At 52.9% G+C, this 25,867-nt stretch carries 23 protein-coding genes; all 23 read left to right on the top strand.

Annotated elements, in window-relative coordinates; translation table 11 throughout:
* The first annotated feature begins 190 nt into the window (after positions 1 to 190).
* Positions 191 to 1,312, top strand: a complete 1,122-nt coding sequence (locus Enr10x_RS13400) for a glycosyltransferase (RefSeq protein ID WP_145449847.1) — start codon at positions 191 to 193, stop codon at positions 1,310 to 1,312.
* 202 nt (positions 1,313 to 1,514) lie between these two features.
* Positions 1,515 to 1,970: a division/cell wall cluster transcriptional repressor MraZ gene (locus Enr10x_RS13395; protein ID WP_145449844.1), complete on the top strand. Its 456-nt coding sequence runs from the start codon at positions 1,515 to 1,517 to the stop codon at positions 1,968 to 1,970.
* Between the two features lie 606 nt (positions 1,971 to 2,576).
* Positions 2,577 to 3,497: a 16S rRNA (cytosine(1402)-N(4))-methyltransferase RsmH gene (rsmH, locus tag Enr10x_RS13390; protein ID WP_145449841.1), complete on the top strand. Its 921-nt coding sequence runs from the start codon at positions 2,577 to 2,579 to the stop codon at positions 3,495 to 3,497.
* Positions 3,498 to 3,585: 88 nt separating this feature from the next.
* The gene (locus Enr10x_RS13385; protein WP_145449838.1) at positions 3,586 to 5,514 is read left to right on the top strand and encodes a LysM peptidoglycan-binding domain-containing protein; all 1,929 of its coding nucleotides are present in this window, start codon (positions 3,586 to 3,588) and stop codon (positions 5,512 to 5,514) included.
* 97 nt (positions 5,515 to 5,611) lie between these two features.
* Positions 5,612 to 5,932 carry a hypothetical protein gene (locus tag Enr10x_RS13380; protein WP_145449835.1) on the top strand — a complete coding sequence of 107 codons (321 nt, stop codon included), beginning with the start codon at positions 5,612 to 5,614 and terminating at the stop codon, positions 5,930 to 5,932.
* A gap of 38 nt (positions 5,933 to 5,970) precedes the next feature.
* The gene (locus tag Enr10x_RS13375) at positions 5,971 to 7,755 is read left to right on the top strand and encodes a peptidoglycan D,D-transpeptidase FtsI family protein (RefSeq protein ID WP_232093378.1); all 1,785 of its coding nucleotides are present in this window, start codon (positions 5,971 to 5,973) and stop codon (positions 7,753 to 7,755) included.
* A 334-nt stretch (positions 7,756 to 8,089) separates the two neighbouring features.
* Entirely contained in the window at positions 8,090 to 10,690 is a 2,601-nt protein-coding gene (locus Enr10x_RS13370; protein ID WP_145449833.1) for a tetratricopeptide repeat protein, read from the top strand.
* Between the two features lie 90 nt (positions 10,691 to 10,780).
* A complete protein-coding gene (locus Enr10x_RS13365; RefSeq protein ID WP_145449830.1) occupies positions 10,781 to 11,233 on the top strand; it encodes a flagellar export chaperone FlgN in 453 nt (150 codons plus the stop codon).
* 52 nt (positions 11,234 to 11,285) lie between these two features.
* The gene (locus tag Enr10x_RS13360) at positions 11,286 to 12,734 is read left to right on the top strand and encodes a sigma-54-dependent transcriptional regulator (RefSeq protein WP_145449827.1); all 1,449 of its coding nucleotides are present in this window, start codon (positions 11,286 to 11,288) and stop codon (positions 12,732 to 12,734) included.
* A 38-nt stretch (positions 12,735 to 12,772) separates the two neighbouring features.
* Positions 12,773 to 13,237 carry a flagellar basal body rod protein FlgB gene (locus Enr10x_RS13355; RefSeq protein WP_145449824.1) on the top strand — a complete coding sequence of 155 codons (465 nt, stop codon included), beginning with the start codon at positions 12,773 to 12,775 and terminating at the stop codon, positions 13,235 to 13,237.
* Between the two features lie 50 nt (positions 13,238 to 13,287).
* On the top strand, positions 13,288 to 13,701 hold the full coding sequence (flgC, locus tag Enr10x_RS13350) for a flagellar basal body rod protein FlgC (protein WP_145106966.1): 414 nt from the start codon (positions 13,288 to 13,290) through the stop codon (positions 13,699 to 13,701).
* A 58-nt stretch (positions 13,702 to 13,759) separates the two neighbouring features.
* Positions 13,760 to 14,074 carry a flagellar hook-basal body complex protein FliE gene (gene fliE / locus Enr10x_RS13345; RefSeq protein ID WP_145449821.1) on the top strand — a complete coding sequence of 105 codons (315 nt, stop codon included), beginning with the start codon at positions 13,760 to 13,762 and terminating at the stop codon, positions 14,072 to 14,074.
* Between the two features lie 65 nt (positions 14,075 to 14,139).
* On the top strand, positions 14,140 to 15,756 hold the full coding sequence (locus Enr10x_RS13340; RefSeq protein WP_145449817.1) for a hypothetical protein: 1,617 nt from the start codon (positions 14,140 to 14,142) through the stop codon (positions 15,754 to 15,756).
* Positions 15,757 to 15,811: 55 nt separating this feature from the next.
* Positions 15,812 to 16,807, top strand: coding sequence for a flagellar motor switch protein FliG (gene fliG, locus Enr10x_RS13335; protein WP_145449814.1), 996 nt, complete (start codon positions 15,812 to 15,814; stop codon positions 16,805 to 16,807).
* A gap of 80 nt (positions 16,808 to 16,887) precedes the next feature.
* Positions 16,888 to 17,607 carry a FliH/SctL family protein gene (locus Enr10x_RS13330; RefSeq protein ID WP_197997597.1) on the top strand — a complete coding sequence of 240 codons (720 nt, stop codon included), beginning with the start codon at positions 16,888 to 16,890 and terminating at the stop codon, positions 17,605 to 17,607.
* A gap of 9 nt (positions 17,608 to 17,616) precedes the next feature.
* Positions 17,617 to 19,002 carry a FliI/YscN family ATPase gene (locus Enr10x_RS13325; protein WP_232093376.1) on the top strand — a complete coding sequence of 462 codons (1,386 nt, stop codon included), beginning with the start codon at positions 17,617 to 17,619 and terminating at the stop codon, positions 19,000 to 19,002.
* A 42-nt stretch (positions 19,003 to 19,044) separates the two neighbouring features.
* Complete coding sequence (locus tag Enr10x_RS13320; protein WP_145449808.1) at positions 19,045 to 19,497, top strand: flagellar export protein FliJ; 453 nt, start codon at positions 19,045 to 19,047, stop codon at positions 19,495 to 19,497.
* Positions 19,494 to 20,141, top strand: a complete 648-nt coding sequence (locus tag Enr10x_RS13315; protein WP_145449805.1) for a hypothetical protein — start codon at positions 19,494 to 19,496, stop codon at positions 20,139 to 20,141. The genes Enr10x_RS13320 and Enr10x_RS13315 overlap by 4 nt, the downstream gene beginning before the upstream one ends.
* Positions 20,142 to 20,375: 234 nt before the next feature.
* Positions 20,376 to 22,316 (top strand): flagellar hook-length control protein FliK, encoded by a 1,941-nt coding sequence (locus Enr10x_RS13310; protein ID WP_145449803.1) that lies wholly within the window; start codon positions 20,376 to 20,378, stop codon positions 22,314 to 22,316.
* Between the two features lie 37 nt (positions 22,317 to 22,353).
* Positions 22,354 to 22,791 carry a flagellar hook assembly protein FlgD gene (locus Enr10x_RS13305; protein WP_145106990.1) on the top strand — a complete coding sequence of 146 codons (438 nt, stop codon included), beginning with the start codon at positions 22,354 to 22,356 and terminating at the stop codon, positions 22,789 to 22,791.
* A gap of 193 nt (positions 22,792 to 22,984) precedes the next feature.
* The gene (locus Enr10x_RS13300) at positions 22,985 to 24,676 is read left to right on the top strand and encodes a flagellar hook-basal body complex protein (RefSeq protein WP_145449800.1); all 1,692 of its coding nucleotides are present in this window, start codon (positions 22,985 to 22,987) and stop codon (positions 24,674 to 24,676) included.
* A gap of 66 nt (positions 24,677 to 24,742) precedes the next feature.
* On the top strand, positions 24,743 to 24,937 hold the full coding sequence (locus tag Enr10x_RS13295) for a flagellar FlbD family protein (RefSeq protein ID WP_145039414.1): 195 nt from the start codon (positions 24,743 to 24,745) through the stop codon (positions 24,935 to 24,937).
* Positions 24,938 to 25,051: 114 nt separating this feature from the next.
* Positions 25,052 to 25,831, top strand: coding sequence for a motility protein A (locus tag Enr10x_RS13290; protein WP_145106996.1), 780 nt, complete (start codon positions 25,052 to 25,054; stop codon positions 25,829 to 25,831).
* Positions 25,832 to 25,867: the final 36 nt, after the last annotated feature.

Genomic DNA, 25,867 nt, shown 5'->3' with positions numbered 1-25,867 from the left:
TTGGAAAGAGGAAAATGACTGTGGAAACGACTGAAAATGGCGGATTTTAACGAACGATTGCTATTACTCCGGTCCGATCGAACACAATTTCTCAATCTGAGCTTGTCGCGTCTGACCCTGACGGAACAATAGAACCAGAGTCTCCCCGCACATCCTGAAGCGATTACGCTGTTCTGCCAGGAGAAGACAGTTGTCTGAAAGTGACGCACCTTATCCGATTGCGTTTTGTATTACCGGTCTGCAGCCCGGCGGGGCAGAGCGTGCGCTGGTACAGATTGTGACAAGGTTGAATCGCGATCGCTGGGCTCCTGTCGTCTATTCGCTGACCGGCTCAGGGCCGCTGGTAGAGCAGTTGGAGCAGGCTGATATCCCGATAGAAGTTTTACAGGCACGATCCGCCTGGGACGCCCGCATTATCTGGCACCTGGCGCAAAAGTTCAAAGCACAAAAACCGGTTTTGTTACAAACATTTCTATTTCACGCCAATCTGACGGGACGAATTGCAGCCCGACTGGCACATGTCCCGCATGTCGTGGCAGGAATACGAGTCTCAGAAAAACGGCGCAACGGCCACCTGCTGCTGGATCGGCTGACGAATCGCCTGGTTGAACTGAATATCTGTGTCAGTCAGTCAGTGGCTGACTTCTCAATAAAAGAGGGGCATTTGCCCGCAGACAAAGTGACCGTTGTTCCGAATGGTGTCGAGTTCCAACGGTTTGCAGGAGCGAAGCCTGCGGATCTCAGTTGCTGGAAGATTCCGGAGGGAGCCAAGGTGATTCTGTCAGTCGGGCGGCTGGATCCTCAGAAAGCACCGGGCGATCTGCTCGCTGCGTTTCTGCAGTTTGCAGCGCAGGCACCGGAATTTCATCTGCTGTTTGTGGGAGACGGACCGCTCAAGGCAGAGTTGGAACAGCGTGCCTCTCAGTCAGAGTCTGCAGACCGGATTCATTTTGCGGGTTGGCAGCCCCAGATTCCGGAGTTGATGCGTGCGGCAGACTGCCTGGTGCTCTCTTCCCTGTGGGAGGGGATGCCTAACGTGGTACTCGAAGCGATGGCTGCCGGTTTGCCCGTCATATCGACCAAAGTCGATGGGATTTTCGAGCTGATCCAGCCCGGCGAGCAGGGGACCCTGGTGGACATTGGATCGGTTGATCAGCTTCGTCAGGCACTGGTCGACCTGAGGACCTCTCCTGCCCAGTTTCTCAAGATGGCTGAAAATGCGCAAACTCTTGTGGAACAGGAGTTTACCTGGGAGTCGATTGCGCAAAAATATGACCAGATCTATTCCCGAATCCTCTCGCTGATTGACTGATTTTGCACCAGAAATTCAGATCAAAATCGGCCCCTCTCAACAAAATTTAAAAATCCTCAAAGTCGCAATTCCAAGCCAGATAAGAGTCTAGGTCGAATCGGATTCCCGGATTCGGATATACGCATTTAATCATGCTTGACGATTTCTTTCTGGGTGGTAAATTCAGCACTCTGTGGTGAGAAGTGGTGACGGGTGGGGTCCAATGGCGTTAACGGGAACTTTCAACAAGATTCTGGATGGAAAGCGTCGGCTGGCAATCCCCAAACGGCTCAAGGAAGAGCTGATCACCAGGGATTTCACCCAGATTTATATCGCACCTGGTACAGCATCATCTTTGTTGCTTTTCTCGGAGAAAGGATTTGAACAGCAGGCACAACGGTTGAGAGAATATTCCAGGAATGGCCCGGAGGCAGCCCAGTATCTGCGGTTGTACTATGCACGGGCGGAGAAGGTGGAAGTCGATTCTCAGGGGCGCATCTGTATCCCCGAACGACTTGCTGAGCTGGCCAGTCTGGAAGTCAAACAGGAAGTGGTGCTGATTGGAGTTCAGGACCACGCTGAGATCTGGAGCACCAAGCGTTGGAACACCTATCTGAACGACCATGGTCCTCATTTTGATGAAATGGCTGCTCAAGCATTTGGTCAAATGCCCTGGTAATCCAGTTCAAGTGACAATTCATTGATGTTCATCATTGAAAACTGAGTCAATCAATTATTAGAAATCAAATATTGTTCAAGGAGGACAAACTGGAACTCTTCCGCTGGCTACCGGGCTTTGCGGATTGAAGGTGAAATGGATGTCACCTGTGTGTGCTCAGAATATTGGGTTGGGCCACCGGTCGTTCGTCTCCTCATACAGGTAGAATGGAAGCTGCCTGAGGCGGATGGCTTCAGGGTTCCCTCCTTGAACAGAACTCCCTGATAAAGCTTGAGAATCCCTGTTAGTTTTAAATCGCCTGCCTGAGACTCAATTGGTTTCAGGCAGGCGATTTACGTTTAAGCAGCAGAGTGTGATTCAAAAATCTTTAACTGATCTTGCCAGAAAATCAGAAATTTTCTAAACTTCCCGCGCTTGAGAGTCAGATGGAGTTCTTCCCTCTGGTGTTCAGGCAATCAATCTCTCTAAGAGTTTCACTTCTCGAGTTACTACCCCCACCTAACAATCAGATCTGAATTCTGCGATCAGAATCAAGTGATTCTCTGTTTGAGGAGATCATTTGAAGCTGGTTGAGCTGTTTTTATTTTTAGAATCGTAATCAATTGCATGTCAGGGAAATCCGGTGATCAGAAAAGGCCCGTCCATATACCGGTCCTGCTGCGTGAAGTCATGGAACAACTGGATTTGTCTCCCGGACTGGTGGTCGTGGACGGCACCGTCGGCGCGGGTGGACACAGTCAGCATATTCTGAAACAAATTGGAGCCAAAGGGACCTTAATCGGTCTGGATCGTGATGCCATGATGCTGGGATTTGCCAGAGAAAAATTAGGAGCGGAAGCATTGCCGGAAGGGCAGTGTTTTCTCAGGCAGGCCAGCTATGCAGAGCTACCCGCAGTCCTGGAAGAACTGCAGATTCCTGCGGTGGACCGAGTGCTCCTGGATCTGGGGCTCTCTTCGGATCAGCTGAGTGATGAAGCGCGGGGGTTCGGATTTGAGTCCCCGGGCGAACTGGATTTACGGTTTGATACACGACAGGGAGTGCCTGCCTGGCAATTACTGGAAACACTTTCTGAAGCGGAGCTTGCCGAGATACTGGAAGTCTACGGCGAAGAACGATTCAGCCAACGGATAGCCGGTCAGCTGGTTCAGCAGCGAAAAGCGAAACCGGTCCGCACGGCTACAGACTTGATCGAAGCGGTGCAGGCGGCCTTGCCTGCCAAAGCGCTGGCGACGGCTCGCAAGAACCCGGCGACACGCGTCTTTCAGGCACTCAGGATCGCCGCTAATCAGGAGCTGGAACAACTGGAAACGATGCTGGAATCGGTTTTACCCCAGGCTCTCAAGCCGGGGGGCAGAGCGGTGATCATCAGCTTTCATTCACTGGAAGACCGGATGGTCAAGCAGGCGTTTAAAGACCGGGATCAGTGGAACAATTTAACAGCCAAACCGATCACAGCGACGCAGGCTGAGCAACGGGTGAATCCCCGCTGCCGCACCGCCAAGCTGCGGGTGGCGGTCAAAACATAATTTGCGTGAGTTATTTCACAGGGTGACAGGCGGGAGACTGCCTGTCTGAAAAGTTAAAAACAGTTTTAATTCGAATTGGTTCAGTGCCATGACTGAAGAAAAGAAAACAGAAGAAACAGCGGCAGAAGAAGACTGGGGTGTCGAGAAGCCCAAAGCCGGGATCGCTATCGAAACCAAAGTAGGGCTTTGTCTGATTTGTATTCTGCTGAGTGCCTTTGGTCTGGTGGTCTATCAGAAAATCAATCGTCCGCAGGAAGAACTGGCGGTGAGCAGCCCTGCTGAGGAAAGCGGGGAGCATGAATCGACTGGGGAGCCTGATCCCTTTGCCGAGGGGAATGCAGCGACGGAGAACACCGAACAGCTCGCCGAACAGTCCGGTGGATTTAATACCGGCGGTGACAATTCCGGGTTTTCCACTCCCCAGGAAAATCAGAATCAGGAAAATGCGTTTGGGGCACAGGAAACAAATTCAACCGGCGGCGATCAGTTCGCCCAGAACGGATTTGAAAATTTTGATAATCAGTCAACCTTCAATAATCAGAGTGAACCCGCGCAGTCGACTGAGATGGCTGCGAATCAGACGAACAACGGCTTTGAGTCGTTTGATCAACCCACTTCCAAAAATGAATTTGGCAACCCGGCTCAGAACGAATTTAATAGCGGTACGCAGAATCAGTCCGAACCGGCTGCCTTTGATAACGCACAGGCAGACCCATTTGCCGGTGGCGATCAGTTCGCTCAGCAACAACCCAATGCAGCAATGCAGAAGACAGCTCAGCAGAACGAATTTAACCCGGGGGCAGAATCCGAATTCTCACCTCCTGCAGCAGGTGCCGATTCCGGGCTGATGGAACAACCAGCCGCGAATGGATTTGCCCAGGCAGAGACCGGGAATCCAGCAGCGGTCCAGGTGGAAGAAGATCCTTTCGGTGCCGCTTCAACACAACCGGCACAGGCAATGCCACAGCAGGCAGAACCGGCAGTCGACAATGAGTTTGGCAACTTCGATGTGGCGGAAGGGAATGATCCAGCGCAAATGCAGAACTCCTCAGAGCTGCCCGCCAGAACAGCCAAAGTGAACATCACCGAAATCTCCAGTCAGTCGGAACCGGATCCGTTCGGTAATGCCGGCTTTGACCAGACGGAACCGCAGACTCCCGCCGGTCAAATGGAAAACACAAAAGAATTTGGAGCAGAGACGCCGACTGCTACCGCGGAGAATTTTGAGCAGCCACAGGTTTCCGAATTCAGTGAACCACAGAGCAATCAGAGTGCCGATCGTTTTGGCGACTTTCGCGCAGAAGAGTTTTCAGCCGAACGGGCAGAGAGCGTGACCACAGTCAAGCGTCCTGCAGCCAGCATCGATTCCGGTTCTTTCGAAGAAACCGCAATGACCCCCGAGCCGGCTGCTCAGGCACGGGGACTGTTTGACGGTCCTGCTCCAGCTCAGGAAGTTTCTTCCCAGGAGCAGTTTGGCGCGTTTCAGGAAGAGAGCTTTGCTCAACCGACGGCAACTGCGGTTGGTGGTGAGTATGTTGTGCAGAACGGTGAAAACTTCTGGACGATTTCCAAGAAACTGTATGGCAGCGGTCGCTATTTTCAGCTGCTGGCCCGGATCAATAAAAGCCGTGTCAGTGATCCCCGAAAAATGCGACCGGGGTTGAAGCTCATTGCACCGGCTCGATCCACGATTGAGGCACAATACCAGGCGAGCCATCCTACCAAACAGACCACCGTCAGTGAATTCAGCGGCAGTAACGCCGTACGTAAGCCGGGTAAGCCTTCCGGCTTTTTCATCAGCCAGGATGGGCGTCCGATGTACCGCGTAGGCAGCAATGATACGCTGACGGATATTTCGCAGCGTCATCTGGGGCGTTCGTCTCGCTGGTATCAGATTTATCAGATTAACCGGCAGAGACTGCAAAACCCGAACAAGCTACAAATTGGCACGGAATTGCAGCTGCCTTACGATGCCAGTCGGGTCAGTCTTGTGCCTGGAAACTCTTCCGGCCGATAAGTGATAAAGCGTCTTTGTTCGTCTTGATCACTCAAAATTCTGAACTGGCGGCGAGGCTGCAGGCCTGTTTCCGTCGGTCCGGAAGAGGCTCGAATCGATGTTATTCCGTTTCGTCAGTGCCATTCTGTTAGCGGTTGCCGTCTCCCTGATCGGCATTGCGCTGGAGAAAGAGAGCCTGAAACTGAAGCGGCAGGTCAGCAGGCAGCATTATCAGCTGGAAGTGCTGATCAATGCGCATGCCAAGATGAAGCTGGCAGCACAACGCGCCAGTTCTCCGCGTAAAGTGTTGAACTCCATGGAGCGGGGAGAGCTGGATGTCGAATCCAGTTCAGAGCCAGCGGTGACCAATCGACGCGAGATGCCTCTGCTGCAATGGCATCTGCAACGGACACCACAACAGACTGAGCGTCAGAAATAACAGATTCAACCCGGTGTTGAAGGCAGGTGGACAGTTACTTGAAATCCGGCATATCTCAATCTCGAATCAACTGGCGCAGCTGGATCCTGATCGGCGTGGTGGTGATGGCCTGGCTGGTCATCTCCGGACGTTTGATCTATCTGCAGTACGTGGGGCACCGGCAGTTTAAAACCGTGGTGACGCGGCAACAGGTGTTCAAAGAAAAAATTCCGGCCCGTCCAGGGGATATCCTGGACCGCAATGGACGATTGCTGGCTACGACGATCGTCTCCAACAGTCTCTACGTGGTGCCACAGCGGCTGAAAGGAACTCAACAAGCGATCCAGGTCTGTACAGCATTGCAGCTGGATCAACAGCATTTCCTGAAACGACTGGATGAAAACGGGGACAAGTTGTTTCTGTGGGTCAAACGTCGTCTGACTGATACGGAACTGGCGCAGATTCGCACTTTGGATCTGGCAGATGATGCCTGGGGCTTTCGCCAGGAATATCGCAGACAGTATCCCCAGGGAACGCTGGCCGCCCATGCGCTGGGCTTACGCGATATTGACGGAAAAGGGCAGGGAGGGCTGGAAGAAGCATTCGATCATCTGATCTGCGGGCAGGATGGATATCGATTTCTGGTCCGCGATGCACATGGTCGCGTGATTGAAGTCCGCAATGATTCCCGGGTGGCAGCACGCAATGGTGAGACTCTGGTGGTAACGCTGGATTCAATCATCCAGCTGTATACCGAGCGGGAACTGCAGGGCATCGTGAAAGACTGGAAGCCGAAAAGTGCCTGTGCGATTGTGATGGACGTCAAAACCTGTGAAGTGCTGGCGCTGGCATCGGTTCCCTCGTTTAATTTGAACCATCCAGAGCAAATTGAAGAACGGGCCTGGAAAAATACGGCTATCGCTTCGATTTACGAACCAGGGTCCACGTTGAAGCCCTTTATCGTCGCAGCGGCTCTGGAGAAGGGGCTGGTCAAGCGGGACGACGAATTTGATTGTGAGTATGGTGAATACCTTATGGGAAAACGGCTGCTGCACGATCATCACAGTTACGGTATGCTGAGCCTGACAGATATCCTGGTGAAATCGAGCAATATCGGGATGGCAAAAATCGGAGAACGCTTGACGAATGCGGGGCTTTATGAAGCAGTCACCGCCTTTGGTTTCGGGCAGAAGACCGGCATTCAGCTGCCAGGGGAGCTGACCGGTATTGTTCGCCCTTTGAAGTCCTGGAATATTTATTCGACCGGCTCGGTGCCCATGGGCCAGGAAATCGCTGTAACACCCATTCAGCTGATTACTGCACATGTCGCGCTGGCTAATCAAGGGAAGCTGCTGAATCCCCGGCTGATTCGAGACCAGATCGACCATAACTACTTTCCGCGTTCTGAAGATGAACCTGCTCAGGTTCGACCGCTGGTTTCTACGCCTCTGGTCTCACCCGATGTGGCTGACTGGCTGGTGCGTGTGCCGATGGTCGAGACGGTGGAGCGGGGGACCGGACGCAGAGCGAAGCTCGACGAATATACGGTCTTCGGCAAAACAGGGACGGCGCAGAAACCGGATCCTCGTACAGGGCAGTATTCGTCCCAGTTGCATGTCAGTTCTTTCATCTGCGGTGCCCCGGCCCATGATCCGCGTGTCCTGGTGCTGGTGGTGGTGAATGAACCATCGGTCGGGGAGAATCATTATGGGGGGACAATCGCCGGTCCGCCTGCAGCGGAGATTCTGCGTAAGACCCTGCTCTATCTCAGGGTGCCCTTTGATCGTTCGAGCCAGCACTTTGAGGATCGGTCTGCCAGCCGCAGGCGCAATATTCTGCGTTGAGTCTTGTCAATGTTCCCAGGTTACCCGTTTTGTTGGCGTGGGGCTGTTTTTGCGGCTTTTACCGCATGCAGTCAGGGCAAACTTGAAACAATATTGACAAAAACCGGATTTTTTTCTTATAAATCCGGTCGTTTCACCTCTCTCAAAACCATTTCCGATACCCATACAACTTCCTCGCTGAATACCAGGCAGTCGCTTTCTGACCGTCAGGGATTCAATCATTTCGTGCAGGCGTTTCAGCCTCGATTTACACAATCCATTTCCGATCTGACAGTCAATTCAGACCGTCTCACACTATGCAGGATCTCCCGATTTTCGATCGGGCTGCTCAATCATGGCAGAAGAAAAACTCAATCAACCAGAATCAGATGCGGACCCGCAGGCGACTGTGCCGGACTCCGAGCAGGATGCATCCGGTGATGATGTCTCTCTCGATGAGAGCGGTCCGCGCGCTCTACCTCAGCGGTTGCTGAAGTTTGTCAGTTCACGCTGGAAACTGGTGGGGATTGTAGCTTCTGTCCTGTTGTTAATTGCGATTTATTTCCTGAGCGGCTCCAGCGAACCACAAAAAACGCCTCAGGAAATCCTGGCTGAATCTCTGGAATTACTGGAGCAGCGTGGGAACCCCAAAGCGCGTGTTGAGGCACAGGAACTGGCCTTCCAACTGAAAAAACAGGATTATCAGGATCCGGATTTTCCCGGCGCGTTGTATTACATTTTTGGTGTGGTCGCCTTTCGGAATGCGGAAGAGCTGACAGGGGAATCCCAGGATCATCAATATCTGATTGCCAGCCGATACTTGAAAGAAGCCGAGCGGAGAGCGATCGTGCAGGCGCACCGGCCTGAATGGTGTTATACCTATGGTGCGAGTCTGTACCAGCTTGGTTCGACGAAGCAGGCGCGACCATTGCTGGAAGAGGCAGTCGAAACCTGGTTGCCCGGCAAGCTGAAATCCTCCATGATGCTGACCGATATTTACCTGGACCATAAGGCGGATACGGAACTGGAGCAGGCGTTTAAACTGAATTCTGCAGCCTTGCAGTTACATGAGCTTACCCCGGAAACGCAGGATCGCCTGTTTCTGCAGCGTGCTCAGATTTTTCTGGCCCAGGGCAAAACTGATCTGGCAGAACAGGTGCTGGCCAAGGTTCAGCAACAGGAATCAGTGAACCAGGTGACCCTGGTGTTTCAGGCGCAGACACTGATGGCGGAAGGTAAATACCAGGAAGCGCTCACGATTCTGGGGCCCGTCAAAGATAACCTGGGTCTGGATCGCAAATTTTCCCGACAGGCTTCCTACCTGATGGGACTCTGTGCAGAATCTTTGAAAGACGAAGAGGCGGCTATCGGATTCTATGAGCAGACGACCCATCGGTATGCGGGGACGCATGAAGGTCTGGCTGCTCAACTGCATCTGGCTGAGTTACTCAGAAAAAACGGGCGCACCGAAGAAGCATTGATTGCCTACCGGACGGCCCTGCGTTCGGTGAGCAGCCCGGAGGATTTCCGGAATCGCTGGATCAGTCTGGAAGGGTTTCGGAAGTATGTTCTGGATGCCTGGAATGACTGGGTCGACGAAGCAAAAATTAAAAACGGTGTCACCTACTTCAGCGCCGCAATTCAGTTGTCGGAATATCTGCCTCCCTTGTTACCTGAAGTTCAGGCGAAAGAACTGGCAGCCAATGCCAATCGACGCTGGGCAGAATATCTGGAACGCCGCTATGAGCAGGCGACGTTCAGTGAGCAGGAAACACTGAAACATGAATTGCAGGATCACTGGATTCAAAGCGGCAAGGCATATTACGAACTGGCCCGTCGTCTGAATACGTCAGATCGTTATGGTGAGATTTTGTCAATTTCTGCAGAGCATTTTCAGAAAGGACAGGATTACGAAACGGCCCTGAAGGTGCTGACCCGGTTCATTAATATTAACCCTGACAACAAGATGCCTCAGGCCCTGGTCCGTCGGGGAGAAGTTCTGCTGGAACTGGATCAGCTGGATGAGGCCATCTCTCATTTTGAACGGGTGATTTCGAACTACCCGACTGATGTGGCTGCGTTCCAGGCACAATATTTACTGGGAGTCGCCTACCTGGAAAAAGATGAGTTGGCGCGAGCCCAGGCTATCTGGAAAGAGATTCTGGAGACCAGCAATTTAACCCCCCAGGCACAGCAGTGGTCGGACTCTCTGTTTGCACTGGGAAAACTGAATTTTCATCTGGGGAAAATCGCATACAAGAGTGCAGAAGCGGTCGGCGATACCGCACAGGGAGATCAGAAATCCGGGAAACCGAGCCCGTACTTCTATTTTGAAGAAGCCACGCGTCGTCTGCGGGAATATGTGAATCGATATCCTGAATCGCCCAAAGTTCACGAGGCGCGGTTTCTACTCGCGCGTGCTCTACAGAATCTGGCCGATCAGCCTCGGCGGGAACTACGGGCTGCGAAAACAGAAAACGCACGTCAGGAACTGCAGCGGAAACAGTATCGCTACCTGAATATGGCGATTGAACAGTTATTGAGTCTGAATCGTGATTTACGCAGACTTGAGAGCCAGGATCGGCTCGATCCATTAGGCAAGCGACTGTTGAAATCGACCTGCTTCGGAAAAGCACATCTGCTGTATATGACGGGAGAATATGAAGAGGCCATTAAATCGTATCATGATGCCGTCAATCGATATCCTCAATGTACTGAAGTGCTGATTGCCTATATGAAGATGTCAGGGTGCTATGAAAGCCTGGGTAAAAAGAATGAAGCCAAGAGCATGCTCGAGCAGGCCAAGATCATCCTGAAACAGATGCCGGATAAAGTATTTGATTCACGGGCCAGCAACCTGGGACGTGAGGAGTGGAACCGCTGGCTGGACTGGTCGCGCGAATTACGATACTCCAACCAGCAGGCCACGTCTGCCAAAACGGGAAGTGGTGCCTGAAAAAAATAATCAACCAGTGCCTGGCTGAAGTCGATCTGTGCGAAGCAGTTCAAGTCAGCCGGGAACGATTTTAAAAAACGATAATGTGATATGACTGCTACACAATTAATTGATTATCCAAAACTGTTCGCGGTGCGATTGGAGTATTCCAGGGCATTGTTGAAGCTGTCACTGCAGCAGCAGGATCTGATCCAGCAGGACGATTACACCAGTCTGCTGGATGTTCTGGGACAGAAACAGAGGTTGCTGGGGCAACTGGATCAGTATACCAGGCAGCTCCCGCAGCTCTGGGAAAAATGGAAAACAGACCGGGATCGACTGCCGGCAGAGCAGCGCGAAACCTGTGAGGCTATTTTGCAGGAATCGGAGGCGATCCTGTCCGAGTTGCTGCAGAATGAAGATACGAGTACGCAATCGATGATTCATCGACGCGATCAGACCCGCCAGCAGTTACAGTCACTCAACCAGGGAGGCAAGGTGAGTGAAGCATACCGGGACAGTCTGGCCCCGGTGACGCATCGCCATCTGAATGTCGACCAGTAAGAGCTCAAACAAAGTGAAGCACAGTTAACCTTTCAAAGACAGGTTTTGAATAATGAAGCAGAGTATAATTCATCAAGTTACATCACGAGGTGTGATTCAGGTCGTTTCTGAAGACCGGATTCGCCGACTGGAAATCTGTACGCAGTTGTCGAATCTGGGGTACACGGTCGTACCGCTGGCGGAGATGTTGTTTTCAGCAGCGCGCCAGCATACCGAAGCAGAAATCTGTCTGTTACTCGATGCGAAAGCGATTGCTGAGTACGCATTCAAGGCAGACGCGGTTCCCGAAGAACATCTGATTCCGGTTCTGTTTTACCCTCCGTTTTCACAGGAGCAGGCACGCGAGCACCGACACTCTGGCGGAACAGGACCTCTGGCTGCGATGGTTCCGTTTGCGGAACTGAAGTCGGAGGATTCACTCGAGAATATCGGGCGTCTGCTCGATTCCGCGATTAAATACGCACGTCTGTCCCGGCGGTGTTCCGGTTTAGTTCAGGAATTGAATTCAAGATCCACACGAAAGCTGATCGGCTACAGCCAGGCAATCCAGACTTTACGCGACCGGGTTGCTGACGCGACGCATCTGCAGACGCCTGTCGTGGTGCAGGGGGTTGCGGGAACGGAATTACCTCTGGTCGCAGAGCTGATTCACGATGCCATGTTTCTGGAGAAGCGTCCCTTTATCAAAGTGAACTGCAGCAGCCTGACAATTGAAAATGTCGAACGGGAACTGCTGGGATATTTTACCGATGAGAAAAGCAGTTATACCGATGAGCCGAAATGGAACCCGGGACGTCTCGAACTGGCAGAAGGGGGAACTCTGGTACTGGACCAGATGCATCTGGCCTCACTGCCGGTTCAGGCTGCGATCCTGAAGATTGTCGAGCGGGGCGAATATCTTTGCCCGGAAGACAGTCAGATGAAAAAACTAAATTGCCGCCTGATCTCTTTAAGTCATGCACCTCTGTCAGAGCTGGTCGCTCAGAATCAGTTTAAACGGAAACTGGCGTCCATACTGGGGGAAACGACGATTTCGGTTCCCCGGTTGAATGATCGAAAGGAAGATCTGGCGCTGCTGACCGAATTCCTGTTGAGTGAAGTCGCACGAGCCGAAGGCACCGTTCCCAAGCTGCTGACACTGGATGGGCTGGAGACTCTGAAACGGCACGACTGGACTGGCGATGTGCAGGAGTTGCGCAACCTGATCCAGCATGTCAGCCGGGTCGATAACGGGGTGCGACTCGATGCCGCCAGCCTGCAGCCCTGGATTGGCTCGGAATCGATTGCCAATCCCGATTCGATGGTGGGTATGACCTTTCGGGAAATGGAACAGAAGCTGATCGAAAGTACCTTTGCCCGCTGTGGCGGGAACCGGGAACAAACGGCGCAGATGCTGGATATTGGCTTACGGACTCTCTCAGGAAAACTGAGATCTTATGGTTATCCGCCTCGGGGCGGCCCGGACTCCAAGCGGAATTTTACGGTCCGGCGTGCAGCCTGACCGTCTGGGAGCGTTTTTCATATTGTAAGGTGTCAATCATGATAGATCAGATTCTGAATTCGAATACATTGCCGCTGCTGGAAAAAATGGCCGCGTTCGCTGAACGTCGGCAGGAGGTTCTGGCCGGGAATATTGCGAATATTGATACGCCGGGCTACAAAATGCGCGATTTGCCTGTCGCGGATTTTCAGCAGGCATTACAGGAGGCGGTTCAGTTGCAGGAGGGCCTGGGGCAACCTGCGGCACGCTCGTCTCTCTCGTTGCCAGCCACCCTGGGAGAGCAGCGCGCTACGGAAACTGAACTGCAGAGCCTGTTTCCACGGAGTCTGTTTCAGGCCCGGGAAACGTCTCCCCAGAATCTGACTTTCAATGATGAGAACAATCGGAGTATTGAAGCACAGGTGATGCATATGACCAAAAACTCGCTGATGCAGCAGTTCGCGGTCGAGACTATGATGGCACAGATGAATCAGCTGTTAACTGTAATTTCTGAAAGAGCTTAAGTGGCCCAGATTGCTGGTATGTCCAGTTAGAATAGATAAAGGAGCAGGTTATGTTAAAGGGAATTGATATCAGCAGCAGCGCCCTGGTGGCGCAACGTCAGCGCATGAATACGATTGCTGGTAATATCGCCTCGGTGAACGTATCGCACGATCCGGCGAGTGGCAAGGAGCCCTATTATCGGCGGATTGTGACCTTCCAGGCGGATACGAAGAGCCTGGACCAGGAAACATCGGGAGTGGGAGTCCAATATCATGTAAAAATTGATACAGACACACCTTTGAGAAAAACGTATGATCCCGGACATCCTCATGCCGACCAGGATGGCAATGTGACCTATCCTAACATTGACATGGTCAACGAGTTTGTGAATGCCCTGGCAGCAGGACGCTCGTATGAGGCTAACATCTCGGCAATGCAGATCACGAAAGAGATGTTCAATACCTCATTGCGGATTCTGGCCTGAGGTATGACTTTACCTGCCGAATAATTCAATTTCATCTGATCTCAGGGAAGGGAACAGGATGACGAATTCCATAGGAAATATCGGAAATACATTTGTGCCGGGGATTCCCCCGGTGGGGATCAATGAAGCAGGGACTGCGAACCCGTCCGGTGGTCCTTCCTTCAAAGAGCTGATGCTCGATTCTCTGAACAACGCGAATCAACTTCAACTGGACTCGCAACAGGCTGTTGAAAAAGGGCTGTTAGGGGAAGACATCACACAAGCTGAAGTCTTTACGTCTGTCAAGAAGGCAGACCTGGCACTGCGGATGATGGTTCAGATGCGGAACAAGCTGCTGGAGGCCTATAACGAAGTCCAGAAGATGCAGTTGTAAGGTTCAGCAGACACAGGCGGCCCTCTCACCATTTTGACACGGATTAGTCGATTGGTTTTCCCGGTATGGATACGATTAAGCAAATATATCAGCAGTTCACGAAATTATATCAGAACATGACAGGCAGCCAGCGGGCAATCCTGCTGTCCGTTCCTGTTTTGATGATGGTCGCATTCGGCTTTCTTTTCTTTCGCGACAGCAAATCCAGTTATGTCTCCCTTTCCCTGGGAAAAGATTTCACAACGGAAGGCGTGATTCACGCTGAAGAAGTTCTGCTGCGAGCGGGACTGACCGACTTCACGCGTAAGGGGCAGCGGATTATGGTCCCCCAGTCCGAAGTGACCCGCTACAATGCGGCACTGATTGAAGGGGGCGGGCTGCCGACCGACTGGGCATCAGAATGGCAGGCGCAGTTCGAGAAATCGAGTATGTTTGTCAGCAAGGACCAGTTGCAGGTCATGCGTGATATTGCCCTGGGAAATCAGCTGCGGAGAATGATCCGGGCAATTCCTTCAGTGGAAGATGCGAGTGTGATGTGGGCCCGTTCCAAGAAACGGCTCCGCTGGAATAATACAACGCCGGAAGTCACGGCGACCGTGATGGTCAAGCCCCGTCCCGGTCGCGAATTGTCTCCTACCCTGGTGAGCAGCCTGCGGGCCGCGGTCTCCACGATGGTACCCGATCTGACGGCGGAGTCGGTCACGGTGTTCGATCAGTCGACGGGGACTTCTTACACTACTGAGGATAAAAATGCCGCCTTCGATGGCAAGTTCATCAGCTGGGTCAACAAGCATACACGCAACTACCAGACCAAGATTCTTGATTCACTCTCCTACATTCCAGACGTGATCGTCAATGTGAATGTCGATGTTGAAAACCTGAAGCGGTATGTCGAGCGCAAACAGGAAATCAATACTGACGGCACAGTGGCCCTGCAGTCAAAAGAGCAGTCGACAGAACGAAATATCACCCAGAAGCCGGCACGGGCCGAACCGGGAGCCCGTTCCAACCAGCCCAATTCGCTGTCGGTGTCACGAGGCAATGAAAAAAGTGAAAAAGTAACCGAAACCAATTCAGAGTCGATGTCGGCTCCCTCGTTTACCTGGACGGAAAAAGAGTTTGTGGCCGCGATGCCCAATACGGTACAGGTTTCGATTTCGATTCCCGAAGATTATTACTCTGCTGTTGCCGTCAAGCGGGGCATGCAGAAAGGGGAATCCGATGCGGATCTGGCTGCATTCAAGCAGGCGACCGATGCGATTAAAACGGAAGTGGAAACCAGCATCCAGAAACAGGTTCAGAAGCTGATTCCTTCGCAGTCCGCGGAAAATTCCGTGAGCGTGGCTTCATTTGTCCGCGTCGATCAGCAGGTTCCCGACGTCGCCCTGCCGCTGACTGAAAGCGTAGGCGAGTTTGTCAGCCAGTGGGGCAGCACGATCGGGTTGGGGCTGTTTGCCATCTGGGCACTCTGGATGCTGAATAAGAGTATGCCGGAAATGGAAGAGGTCGATACAGAAGCGCTGAACCTGCCCCGTGAAAAGCCGGCCCCTGCGGATAACGAAGAAGAGGAGACGCGTCCCAAACGGGAACCGACCCAGCGGGACGAAGTCCAGTTGCTCGTGCGGGACAATCCGGAAGCCGCGGCCATGGTATTACGGAGATGGATTCAGTCCAAATCGTAGACAGTTGCTCTCAGCGGGCGCATGTCAGTGAAACAGTTTATGAGTGAGTAGAAACATGGATGATCTACAAAAAGCAGCGGTGCTGTTACTGAGTCTGGATAAAGCACTGGCTGCAGAAGTGTTGAGCCTGATGCCCAAGGATGATGTGGAAAAGGTCACAATGATGATTGCCCGGATGCAGGATGTCTCCAGGGAACAGCAGACCAGCGTCTTAAACGAATTTACCTCCTTGAGTGGTGAGCAGACCAACATGGAACGCGGTGGTCTGGACGCGGTGAACGAACTGCTGGAGCAGTCACTGGGCAAAGAGGGGGCCGGCTCGATTCTGGACAGTATCAACCAGACCATGAATTCGGTTCCCTTTGGCTTTTTACAGAAGTCCGGGGCAGCGAACCTGTTGACCTTTATTATTGAAGAGCATCCGCAGACGATTGCCATGATCATGTCGCATTTGCCCAGCAACCTGGCGGCGGAAGTGCTGGCGGGTCTGCCTTCCAATAAGCAGATGGATGTGATCAAGCGGATCGCCAATATGGAACAGACCAGTCCTGAAGTCATCCGCGATGTGGAAAAGAGCCTGGAACACCGGATGAAAAACACGTTCAGCCAGGGCATGGAGAAAGCGGGTGGTGTGGAACTGGTTGCCGAGATCCTGAACGTGACCGACCGGATGACCAATAAGGGAATTCTGGAAAACATGGACCAGGATACTCCCGATCTGGCCGACGAAATCAGGCGACTGATGTTTGTCTTCGACGATCTGGTGAAACTGGACAACAAGGCGATTCAGGCTCTGTTGAAAGAGGTGGACACCAATCAGTGGGCGGTGGCGCTCAAAGGTGCTTCGGACGATATCAAGCAGAAAGTCCTCAGTAATCTTTCTCAGCGAGCGGCTGACATGTTGCGGGAAGAAATGGAATACCTGGGGCCGATCAAGGTCAGCGACGTCGAAGCGGTCCAGCAGCAGATCGTGGACAGCGTACGACGGCTGGAAGATGCGGGTGAAATTGAAGTTGCCTCCGGTAACGAAAGCGAACAGTACATTTCCTGATGACAGGCCGGAATCAATGTTTATTGCAGGCAGACCCGGTCGCGGGAGCCGCCTGGGAGAATACAGATAAAGAAATCACAATGGCGGAACTGGAAACTACAAAACTGTTAAAAGCGGAGTCGTTTCGAGCCCTGGGTTCGAAAGTGGCTTACAGTTTTAACGATATTGAAAAACGCTGCGAGGATTACATTCTGAAGGTGCGGGATCAGACGCGACAAATGATCCTGGATGCCCAGCAGGAAGCGGAACAGCTGAAGCAGACTGCCTATCAGGAAGCGCGGCAGCAGGGACTGGACTCAGCACAGCAGGAACTGGAAGCTCTGGTTCAGGCTCGTGCCGAAGAACTGGCCAGCCAGATGGTTCAGGAGAAACTGGGAACCGTCTATCCCGCGATGCAGCAGGCCGTAGAGGGCTTACACCAGGAGCGGGTGAACTGGCGACAGGTCTGGGATGCGAGCGCGGTGGAAATCTGCCTGGGGATCGCCGAGAAACTGATTCGACACGAAATTAACGCGAAGCCCGAGTCTGTGAGACCGATGATGAGTGAAGCGCTGAAGCTGGCTTCCGGGGCGCAGCAGATCCGCTTTCGTCTGAATCCCATTGATGTGGAGCACCTGGGACAGAACACGAAGAATTTTATCAGCAATTTAACCGGCTGCCAGGATTGTGAAATTATCGAAGATGAAACCATCTCTCCCGGTGGTTGTCTGATCGAGACGCAGCACGGCACAATTGACGCAACTCTGGAAACGCAACTGGAGCGGATTTCAGAGGAACTGATCATTCAGAATCAGGATTAATACTTTCGGATGTTTGATGTCTCTCAGCAGATAAAACAGATTTTGCCCTTTCGTCTGACAGGACGTGTCACGCGTGTGGTGGGGCTCACCGCTTCGGTATCGGGATTTCCGGCGCCATTGGGGGCTGTCTGCGCCATCGATCGGGAAAATGGACATCCCATTGAAGCGGAAGTGGTTGGCTTTCAGGATGAGGAAACCCTGCTGCTGCCATACGAAGAGTTGACCGGAATCCGTCGGGGCGATCGCGTTTCACTGATTCAGTCTGTACCCGCGGTCGCTGTGGGCGAAGAAATCCTGGGGCGTGTCCTGGACGGACGGGGACGCTGTATCGACGGAAAAAATCAGGCCATGCTTTCGCACCGGGCCAATCTCAAAGCCAAACCAATCTCTCCCCTGGATCGTCCGCGGATCGATACTCCGCTCAGTACCGGCATTCGCACGATTGACGGACTATTGACCTGCGGGAAAGGACAGCGACTGGGGATCTTTGCCGGTAGTGGTGTGGGAAAAAGTACGCTGATGGGGCAGATGGCCCGCCAGAGTTCCGCGGATGTGAACGTGGTCTGCCTGGTGGGAGAGCGAGGTCGTGAAGTACGGGAGTTTCTGGACCGCGACCTGGGGCCGGAAGGGCTTTCACGCAGTGTGGTGATTGTCGCAACCAGCGACGAACCCGCATTGATTCGATTGCGTGCCGCGCACCTGGCGACTGCTGTTTCTGAATTCTTTCGCGACTCGGGCAAGGATGTCCTGCTGATGATGGACAGCGTGACCCGTTATGCACTCGCACAGCGGGAAATCGGGCTGGCAGCCGGTGAACCCCCGGCGACGCGCGGGTATCCCCCCAGCGTGTTTTCCCTCCTGCCGAAGCTGCTGGAACGGAGTGGCCGGACTGATTCGGGCAGTATCACCGGATTCTATACCGTGCTTGTTGAAGCCGACGATGCCAATGAGCCGATTTCAGATACAGTGCGTGGGATTCTGGACGGACATATCATGCTCTCACGGAAACTGGCCCATGAATCTCATTGGCCTGCAATTGATGTACTGCAGAGCATCAGCCGTTCGATGAATGATATTACGTCCGAGGTACACCAGGCGGCAGCGGCGAAACTGAAGCAGCTGATGGCCGCTTATCAGCAGTCAGAGGATCTGATTTCCATCGGCGCCTACCAGACGGGAGCCAATGCGGAAGTCGATCTGGCAATCAAGCTGAGGCCGATCTGGAATGAATTTCTGCGACAGGGGAGTATCGAAAACTCGAATTTTGAAGAAGCGGCGAAAGGGCTGGCCAACCTGGTGGCTCGGATGGAACAGCTCAAGCCGTTAAACAGTGAGGGAGTGGATGCAACGGCTCCCGGAGAACCATCGATCGAAGCTGCTGGTAATGTTAACTGAGGGTTTGTTTGAATCCTGTAGATGATCTGAAATTTTGCAGTTATGAAAAAATTTCGATTTCAATTTGAATCCGTTCTGAAAATGCGACGACATAAACGCAGTCTCTGTCGTCAGCTGCTCGGGGAGATTCTGCAGGCAGATCAGCGTCTGGTCGAGGAACGCAGTCGACTGGAAGCCCTCAGGCTGGAACAGCTTCAGGAAATTCGTTTACGCCAGGATCAGGGACGGGTGGATGTGGATGCGGGGGCCAATCGCCGCTACTACGCAGGACAATTACAGACGCAGATTCAGACTGTAACGGCGAATCGTCGGGTGCTGGAAAAGCAGCTGGTGGCCTGCAGACAGGCTCTCGCGCAGGCGGAGCAGGAAGTCAAAGCGATGGAGAAACTGTCCGACAAACATCGTGATGCGTTTCAATATGCCCAGATCCGAAAAGAATCTCTGGAACTGGAAGAAACCTGGGCGGCCACGCAGCAGACAGGAGGAGTCAGATGATCCGTTCCCTGGCGGTGATAGTCAGTGTGTTTTGTGTGGCGACGATCATCTCTGAACTGCTGGGGCTGGGTTTCCTGTGGTTTCGGGGTCATCTGAATGCTGATGCCGTCAAAGACATTCGCCTGATCGTGACGGGCCAGTCGCTGGACGATGTGCAACTCACCGAGGATGAAACGGTATTGCCCTCCCGTGATGAGGTCACAGAAAAACGTGCCATGCGGATTCTGGAACTGGTGGCCCGGGAAGATGAAATCGACATGCTGAAAAGTTCGATCACTCAGTCTTCTGATTCGTTGAAGCAGGACCGCCTGGCGTTTGAAGAAGTCAAACTCAAATTCGAAGAAGAGTTACTGCAATTAAAAGAGCAGAGTCAGAGCGTCGCGACCAAAAAAACGCAGACGGTACTGACGGCATTGCCTGCAGGAGATGCGGTACAGTATCTGATGCAGCTTTCGGTGGAAGAGAACATTCAACTGATCAAAGGCATGGATGGAAAATTCATTGCCAAACTGCTCAAGGAATTTCTGGTCGCCCCGGACCCCCTGGTAATCAAGCGGGGGAAGGAAATCTTCAAGGAGATTTCACAGGACGAACCATTTCGCAGCTTTGCTGACGGGACCCTGGATAAGCTGTCCCAGAATTGATGCATGCTTCTGCTGGAGTTCGCTGCTCTGGCTCTGATTCGCGACCCGCGTAATGCAATTTTTCGCTAAAATTGTTCTATTTTACGCATTCTGACGTGATGTCCAGGTGCTGTTCCTGACGAATATGATAGTGGTGAATTCGTCGATTCTCTCGCGTTCACCACTGCGCAGTTCTCACCGGAGAACTGAAGGCGATTGTATTCGGATTCCTGTTTTACTCTGAGGTGATGAGGAATGGCAGACTCTCCCAAGTTTTCTTTACTGGATTTGCAGACGCCAGACGTGAGCCAGTACGGCAAGCAGAATCTTGGTCTGCAGAGGGAGACAACTCGTTCCACGGATTCAAGTTATCGCAAACAGCTGACAGAATCTCTGTCCCGAAAGCAGCAGCGTTCCTCGAATGACAAACCACAGGTGGAATCCCGGTCTGCCAGTGATAACAAACCGGAACGGAGTCGTCCGGAACCACAAGAGACACAGTCGCGTCCTGCACCGGAACCGCGGGATACCACATCATCTGTGGCTGATCACGATCAGCAAAAAGTACGTCCACAGGACCGCGGAGACGATCGCACGGAAGTGAGTCGTGATGCTGCGGATCAGGCGGCTCCAGTTCAGGAACAGAAGCCTGCTGCGGAAGACAAGAACGATTCTGCCGAGGTCAGTGAGAATGTCGTCACAGTACAACCTGAAGTCAAAGCGCCCGTTAAAGAGAAGGCACCGGGGTACTCCCTGTTTCATGCTGCAGCCCAGTCTGAAGGGACTCTGACTGAAGAAGTGACCACAGGTGAGACCGAGATTCGTCCCCCGGCGAATTTTCAGTTTTCGGATAATCAGAGTCTGGTGAAATTACAGACGGATGTAACGGAAACCCAGCAGACTCAATCCCTGCCGATTCCGGAAGGGTTGGCCGAACTGCTCAAGAAACAGGAAGTCAACACCACTCAAACTGATGCAACTGCCCAGGGAGAGTCAGCTAAAGTGCCCGTAGAAGACCAGCAGGTACAGGCAGCAGATCAATCAGAGGAATTGATCAACGCGGTCGCAGATGATCAGAGTCCTTCTGATGAAACGCAGCCCGAGGTCTCCCTGGACAGTCTGAAACAGATCAAGATGACGGACGAGCTGAAGGCGGCAATTCAAAAATTCCAGGAACAGCAGTCGAAACAAGGCAATGAGAAGGCAGATGCCTCCCAGGCGGATCAGCAGGCTGCCCTGCAACAGCGATATCTGAATTCGCAACAGCAGCAGAACGCAGATAACGGGAATCAACAGCAGGGGCAGGATGCCGCGGCATCCGATCAGAACACGGGCCAGCAGGTCTCTCAGACCGTGATCGATCAGGTTCAGCAGCAGGCAGATCAGACGGGGCCTGATAAAACAGAAGTCTCGGACAAAAAGACAGAAAAGCACGCAGATGCCGACAAGAATCTGCCCGACCAGAGTGCATTGAACCAGGCGCCTCACCAGCTGAAACCGGCAGCAACGGATGCGCTGCAGAAGGCGCTGACCGAAGCGACGAAGTCGAATCCGCTCACACAGGAACAGCACACTGCGAATCCTGCGGGGCATGATCAGAGTCATACGCAAGCGGCAGGGCTCGGACACGCTACGAATGTCGCAACAGATCATCAGGCAGCCCCTGCCGGGCCTGTCGTTGATGCAAAGCAGGTCGATCAACTGGTTGATCGGATTTCGAGCGCCGTGCGGCAGTCGCAGTCGACAGGCCAGCAGCTCAAAATTCGACTGAGCCCCCCGGAACTGGGGACGCTGCAGATTGAAGTCTCTCTCAAAAATGGTGAGTATTCAGCTAAGCTGGAAGTCCAGAACAGACATGCCCAGAAAGTGATTAACGATAACATTGCCCAGTTGAAAGACGCTCTGACCAAGACCGGCGTTTCACTGGATCGGATCGACGTGCACATCAATACGCATTCCAGTGAAGATCAGCGTTCGTCCCAGTCTGATTCGCAGCAGCAGTCCGGCACCGAATTCAATTCCAACCAGTTTTCGGATCAGTCGGGCGATACAGAGCAGGGGCATGACGAGCGGTCTTTTGTTGAGGAAACTATCCAACGCGATGACGTCGAGCCGGAGCAACAGAACCGGCCCCATGTGACCCGATCACAGGGTGTCGCGACCGATAATGTAGAAGAAATTGACGTCCAGATCTAACCCCCCCCTTGTTAATGGAATTTAAGGAGTTGCCAGGATGGCAGTAGATGCAGTAAGCGGAAGCAGTGGTGTCAGCAGTACCACTGATGTGAAGGTGGTTGAGCCCGACAAGGTCGGTTTCAATGGTCTGACCGCAGAATCCTTTATGAAGATGCTGATTACAGAACTGCAGAACCAGGACCCGACCAAGCCGATGGGTAACGAAGAGCTGCTGGGGCAAATTTCCAGTATGCGGGAACTGCAGTCCAATATTGAGCTGTCAGATACGCTCAAGGAAATTACGACCGGCCAGTCATTAACGCAGGCAGCGGGACTGATCGGAAAAGAGATCGAAGGTCAGGAAGGTTCGCAGTCACCGGTAGCCGGTCTGGTCGATCGTGCTTTTGTGCGTGATAACAAAGCCTATGTTGGTATCGGCACTTCTGAATTGCCTGTGTCGGCCATCACTTCAGTCACTCAACCTGCAAGTGAATAAATATAAAAGAGTTATGAGGCTGATCCCCTCTGGAATCAGTCTGACCCGCCTGAAATTTACGAAAAATGGGAAAATGATCAGGATCAGTTTAGACGATAGACAGAATACAGCTGTAGTACGGTTCTGACTGATGCTGCGCGTTTTAAACCAAAGGATTGGGTTTTAACCTGGTTGATTCAACCGAGGAGTAGTCATGGGATTGACATCTGCATTAAATACATCATTGGGCGGTTTGACCCTGAATGAAACCAGTATCGATGTGCTGGGTAACAATATTGCCAACGCAGGAACCAACGGCTTTAAAGCTTCGAATGTGTTGTTTACTACACAGCTGGCCCGTACATTGAGTGTGGGTTCTCGGCCGACCACCTCGAATGGTGGTACCAACCCCCGGCAGATCGGTCTGGGGGCCTTGAGTGCATCGATTCGCAAAGACTTTACCCAGGGGAGTGTGACGAACAGTACCAGTCCTTCCGACCTGGCGATCCAGGGGGATGGTTTCTTCATCCTGGACAGTCCGGACGGTCAGGTCTATTCCCGTAACGGTAACTTCGAACTCAACAGTTCCAGCCTGCTGACCAACCAGAGCGGTTATAAAGTTCAGGGATACGGCGTCGATGAAGATTTTAATCTGGTCAAGACAACGCTGACCGACATTAAAGTGCCGCTGGGTGACTTGAACGTGGCCCAGGCGACCAAGAACGTCGAAATTGGTGGTGCCCTGCTGCCGACCGGGGAACTGGGAACCCAGGGAGCGATCACGACCACAGCGAATTTGACCGATGCCGGTAACGCTAACGCTGCCATCACCGGAACGACTCTCTTGACCGACGTGGAAGAAACCATCGGTACCCCGCTGTTTACCGTCGGGGAAACACTCGCGTTTACTCCAACCAAAGGGGGACGAACGCTGGATCCTCTGACCATGCAGGTGACAGCTACCACGACCGCCGCTGATTTTGCTGACTTTCTGGATCGGACTCTGGGAATTCAGAACGGGGGTGGGATTCCCAACGATGCCACTACAGGTGCTCAGCCTGGGGTGACAGTGACCGGGTCAGGGGCGTTTCAGATCGTCGGAAATGCCGGGACCGTGAATGATATTTCAGTTACGATCGGGAACATCACTTCCAATGGATCTACGGTTTCGCTCCCCTTCACGAAAACAGCTTCTGCGAATGGGGAAAGTGCCATTACCGACTTTGTGATTTTTGACTCGCTGGGTGAGCCGGTGACGATGAAAATGACCAGTGTGCTGGAGTCACGATCGTCTAATAACACGGTCTTTCGCTATTTCCTGGAGAGTGCGGATGACAATGATGGCGATGTCGCGGTTTCGAACGGAACGATCACCTTCGACAGTAAGGGGAATGTTACGAATTTCACCCCCTCCACATTCGGGATCAGCCGGTCCGACACGGCTGCTGATGAAATGGATGTCTCGATCGACCTGTCGAACATATCCGGTATTTCGTCTGCGTCGGCAGGGAGTACTTTGAAACTGGACTTGCAGGATGGTTCAGATCCGGGAACGTTGTCCAGTTTCGTGATTGACGAAACGGGGATTATTAACGGCGTATTCGACAACGGGATCATTCGAACCCTGGGACAGGTGACACTGGCCCGGTTTTCCAACCCGCAGGGGTTATTGGAATCGGGGAACTCCACCTTCCAGGAAGGGGTCAGTTCCGGTCCTCCGTTCCTGGTGACACCGGGTAACTTTGGTGCTGGTACAATTCGTGCCGGTTCGATTGAACTTTCAAATACCGACGTCGGGCGGAACCTGGTGGACCTGATTGTGGCTTCCACGAACTATCGTGGGAACGCGCGTGTGATCAGTTCCGTGCAGCAGCTGGTAGACGAGCTACTGGTCCTGGGACGTTAGGCGAAGGATTGATCTGGGGACCGATCACAGAATTGACTTGAAGGCGGTCCCCGGGAGACTGATGGCATGATCAAATTAACCCGATTGAATGGTGAAGAGTTTGTCGTCAATGCGGAACTGATCCAGAGTATTGAGAGCAGACCAGACACTTTCATTACCCTGACTTCAGATGATCGACTCATCGTGCGGGAAAGTGTGGAAGAAGTGGTGAAACGTGCGATTGCGTATTCGCGTGCGATCCGTCTGGCACCGGGGTTATGAAGCAGAATCCGTGTGATTGAGAAACATCAACTTATGATTGTGAGGGGCCAGCTCACCGCTTGACTGCGGTCGGGAACATGAGCCAGCCCACTGACATCAGGGACCTTTGCAGAAATGGATAAGGCAACAGCCGGCGGGCTCATCTCAGGCATCATTTTGCTCCTGTTGGCGATCTTTATTGCGCCGGGGTCGAGTTTCAGTGCCTTCATTGATATTCCCTCTGCAGCGGTGGTGGTTGGTGGTGCGATTGCAGCCAGCTTCATCGCATTTCCCGGGGCAGCCATGCTGCTGTTTCCCAAAGTACTGAAGAAGGTCTTCTTCCCTAATCAGCAGGAACTGGCTCCCGTAATCGCTCAGATCGTAGAGTTTGCAGAAATCGCCCGCCGCGATGGAATTCTGGCACTGGAGGCCAAGACGGAAGATATTGAAGATCCCTTCATTCTGCTGGGGGTCCAGATGGCCGTGGACGGGACCGACGTGGATCTGATGGAACAGATCCTCCGTACTGAAATGGAAGCTGTGGCCGGTCGACACAAAAACGGCAAATCTCTGATGGATACCGTGGGCCGTTATGCACCTGCTTTCGGGATGATTGGAACGCTGATGGGGCTGATCATCATGCTGGGGAACATGGACGATCCGGAGGCCATTGGTCCGGGGATGGCGGTCGCGTTGATCACGACGCTCTACGGGGCGCTGGTGTCCAACCTGTTTTTTCTTCCCTTTGCCGACAAGCTGGCATTTTACAGCAAACAGGAATTCCAGGTGCGGGAAGTCATCATCAAAGGGCTGGTGGCCATTCAGGAAGGGGACAATCCCCGGGTGATTGAGCAGAAGCTGAATACCTTCCTGCCGGCAGACCAGCGCGTCAGTAAAGATGGTCAGGCTGCCTGATGAATTCAGTGTGCCACAGCAAAGGAGGATGCTCAG

Origin of the sequence: Gimesia panareensis, from assembly GCF_007748155.1 — a bacterium.
In the GTDB taxonomy this organism is placed as follows: domain Bacteria; phylum Planctomycetota; class Planctomycetia; order Planctomycetales; family Planctomycetaceae; genus Gimesia; species Gimesia panareensis.
This window is presented reverse-complemented; position numbering and strand designations above follow the sequence as displayed.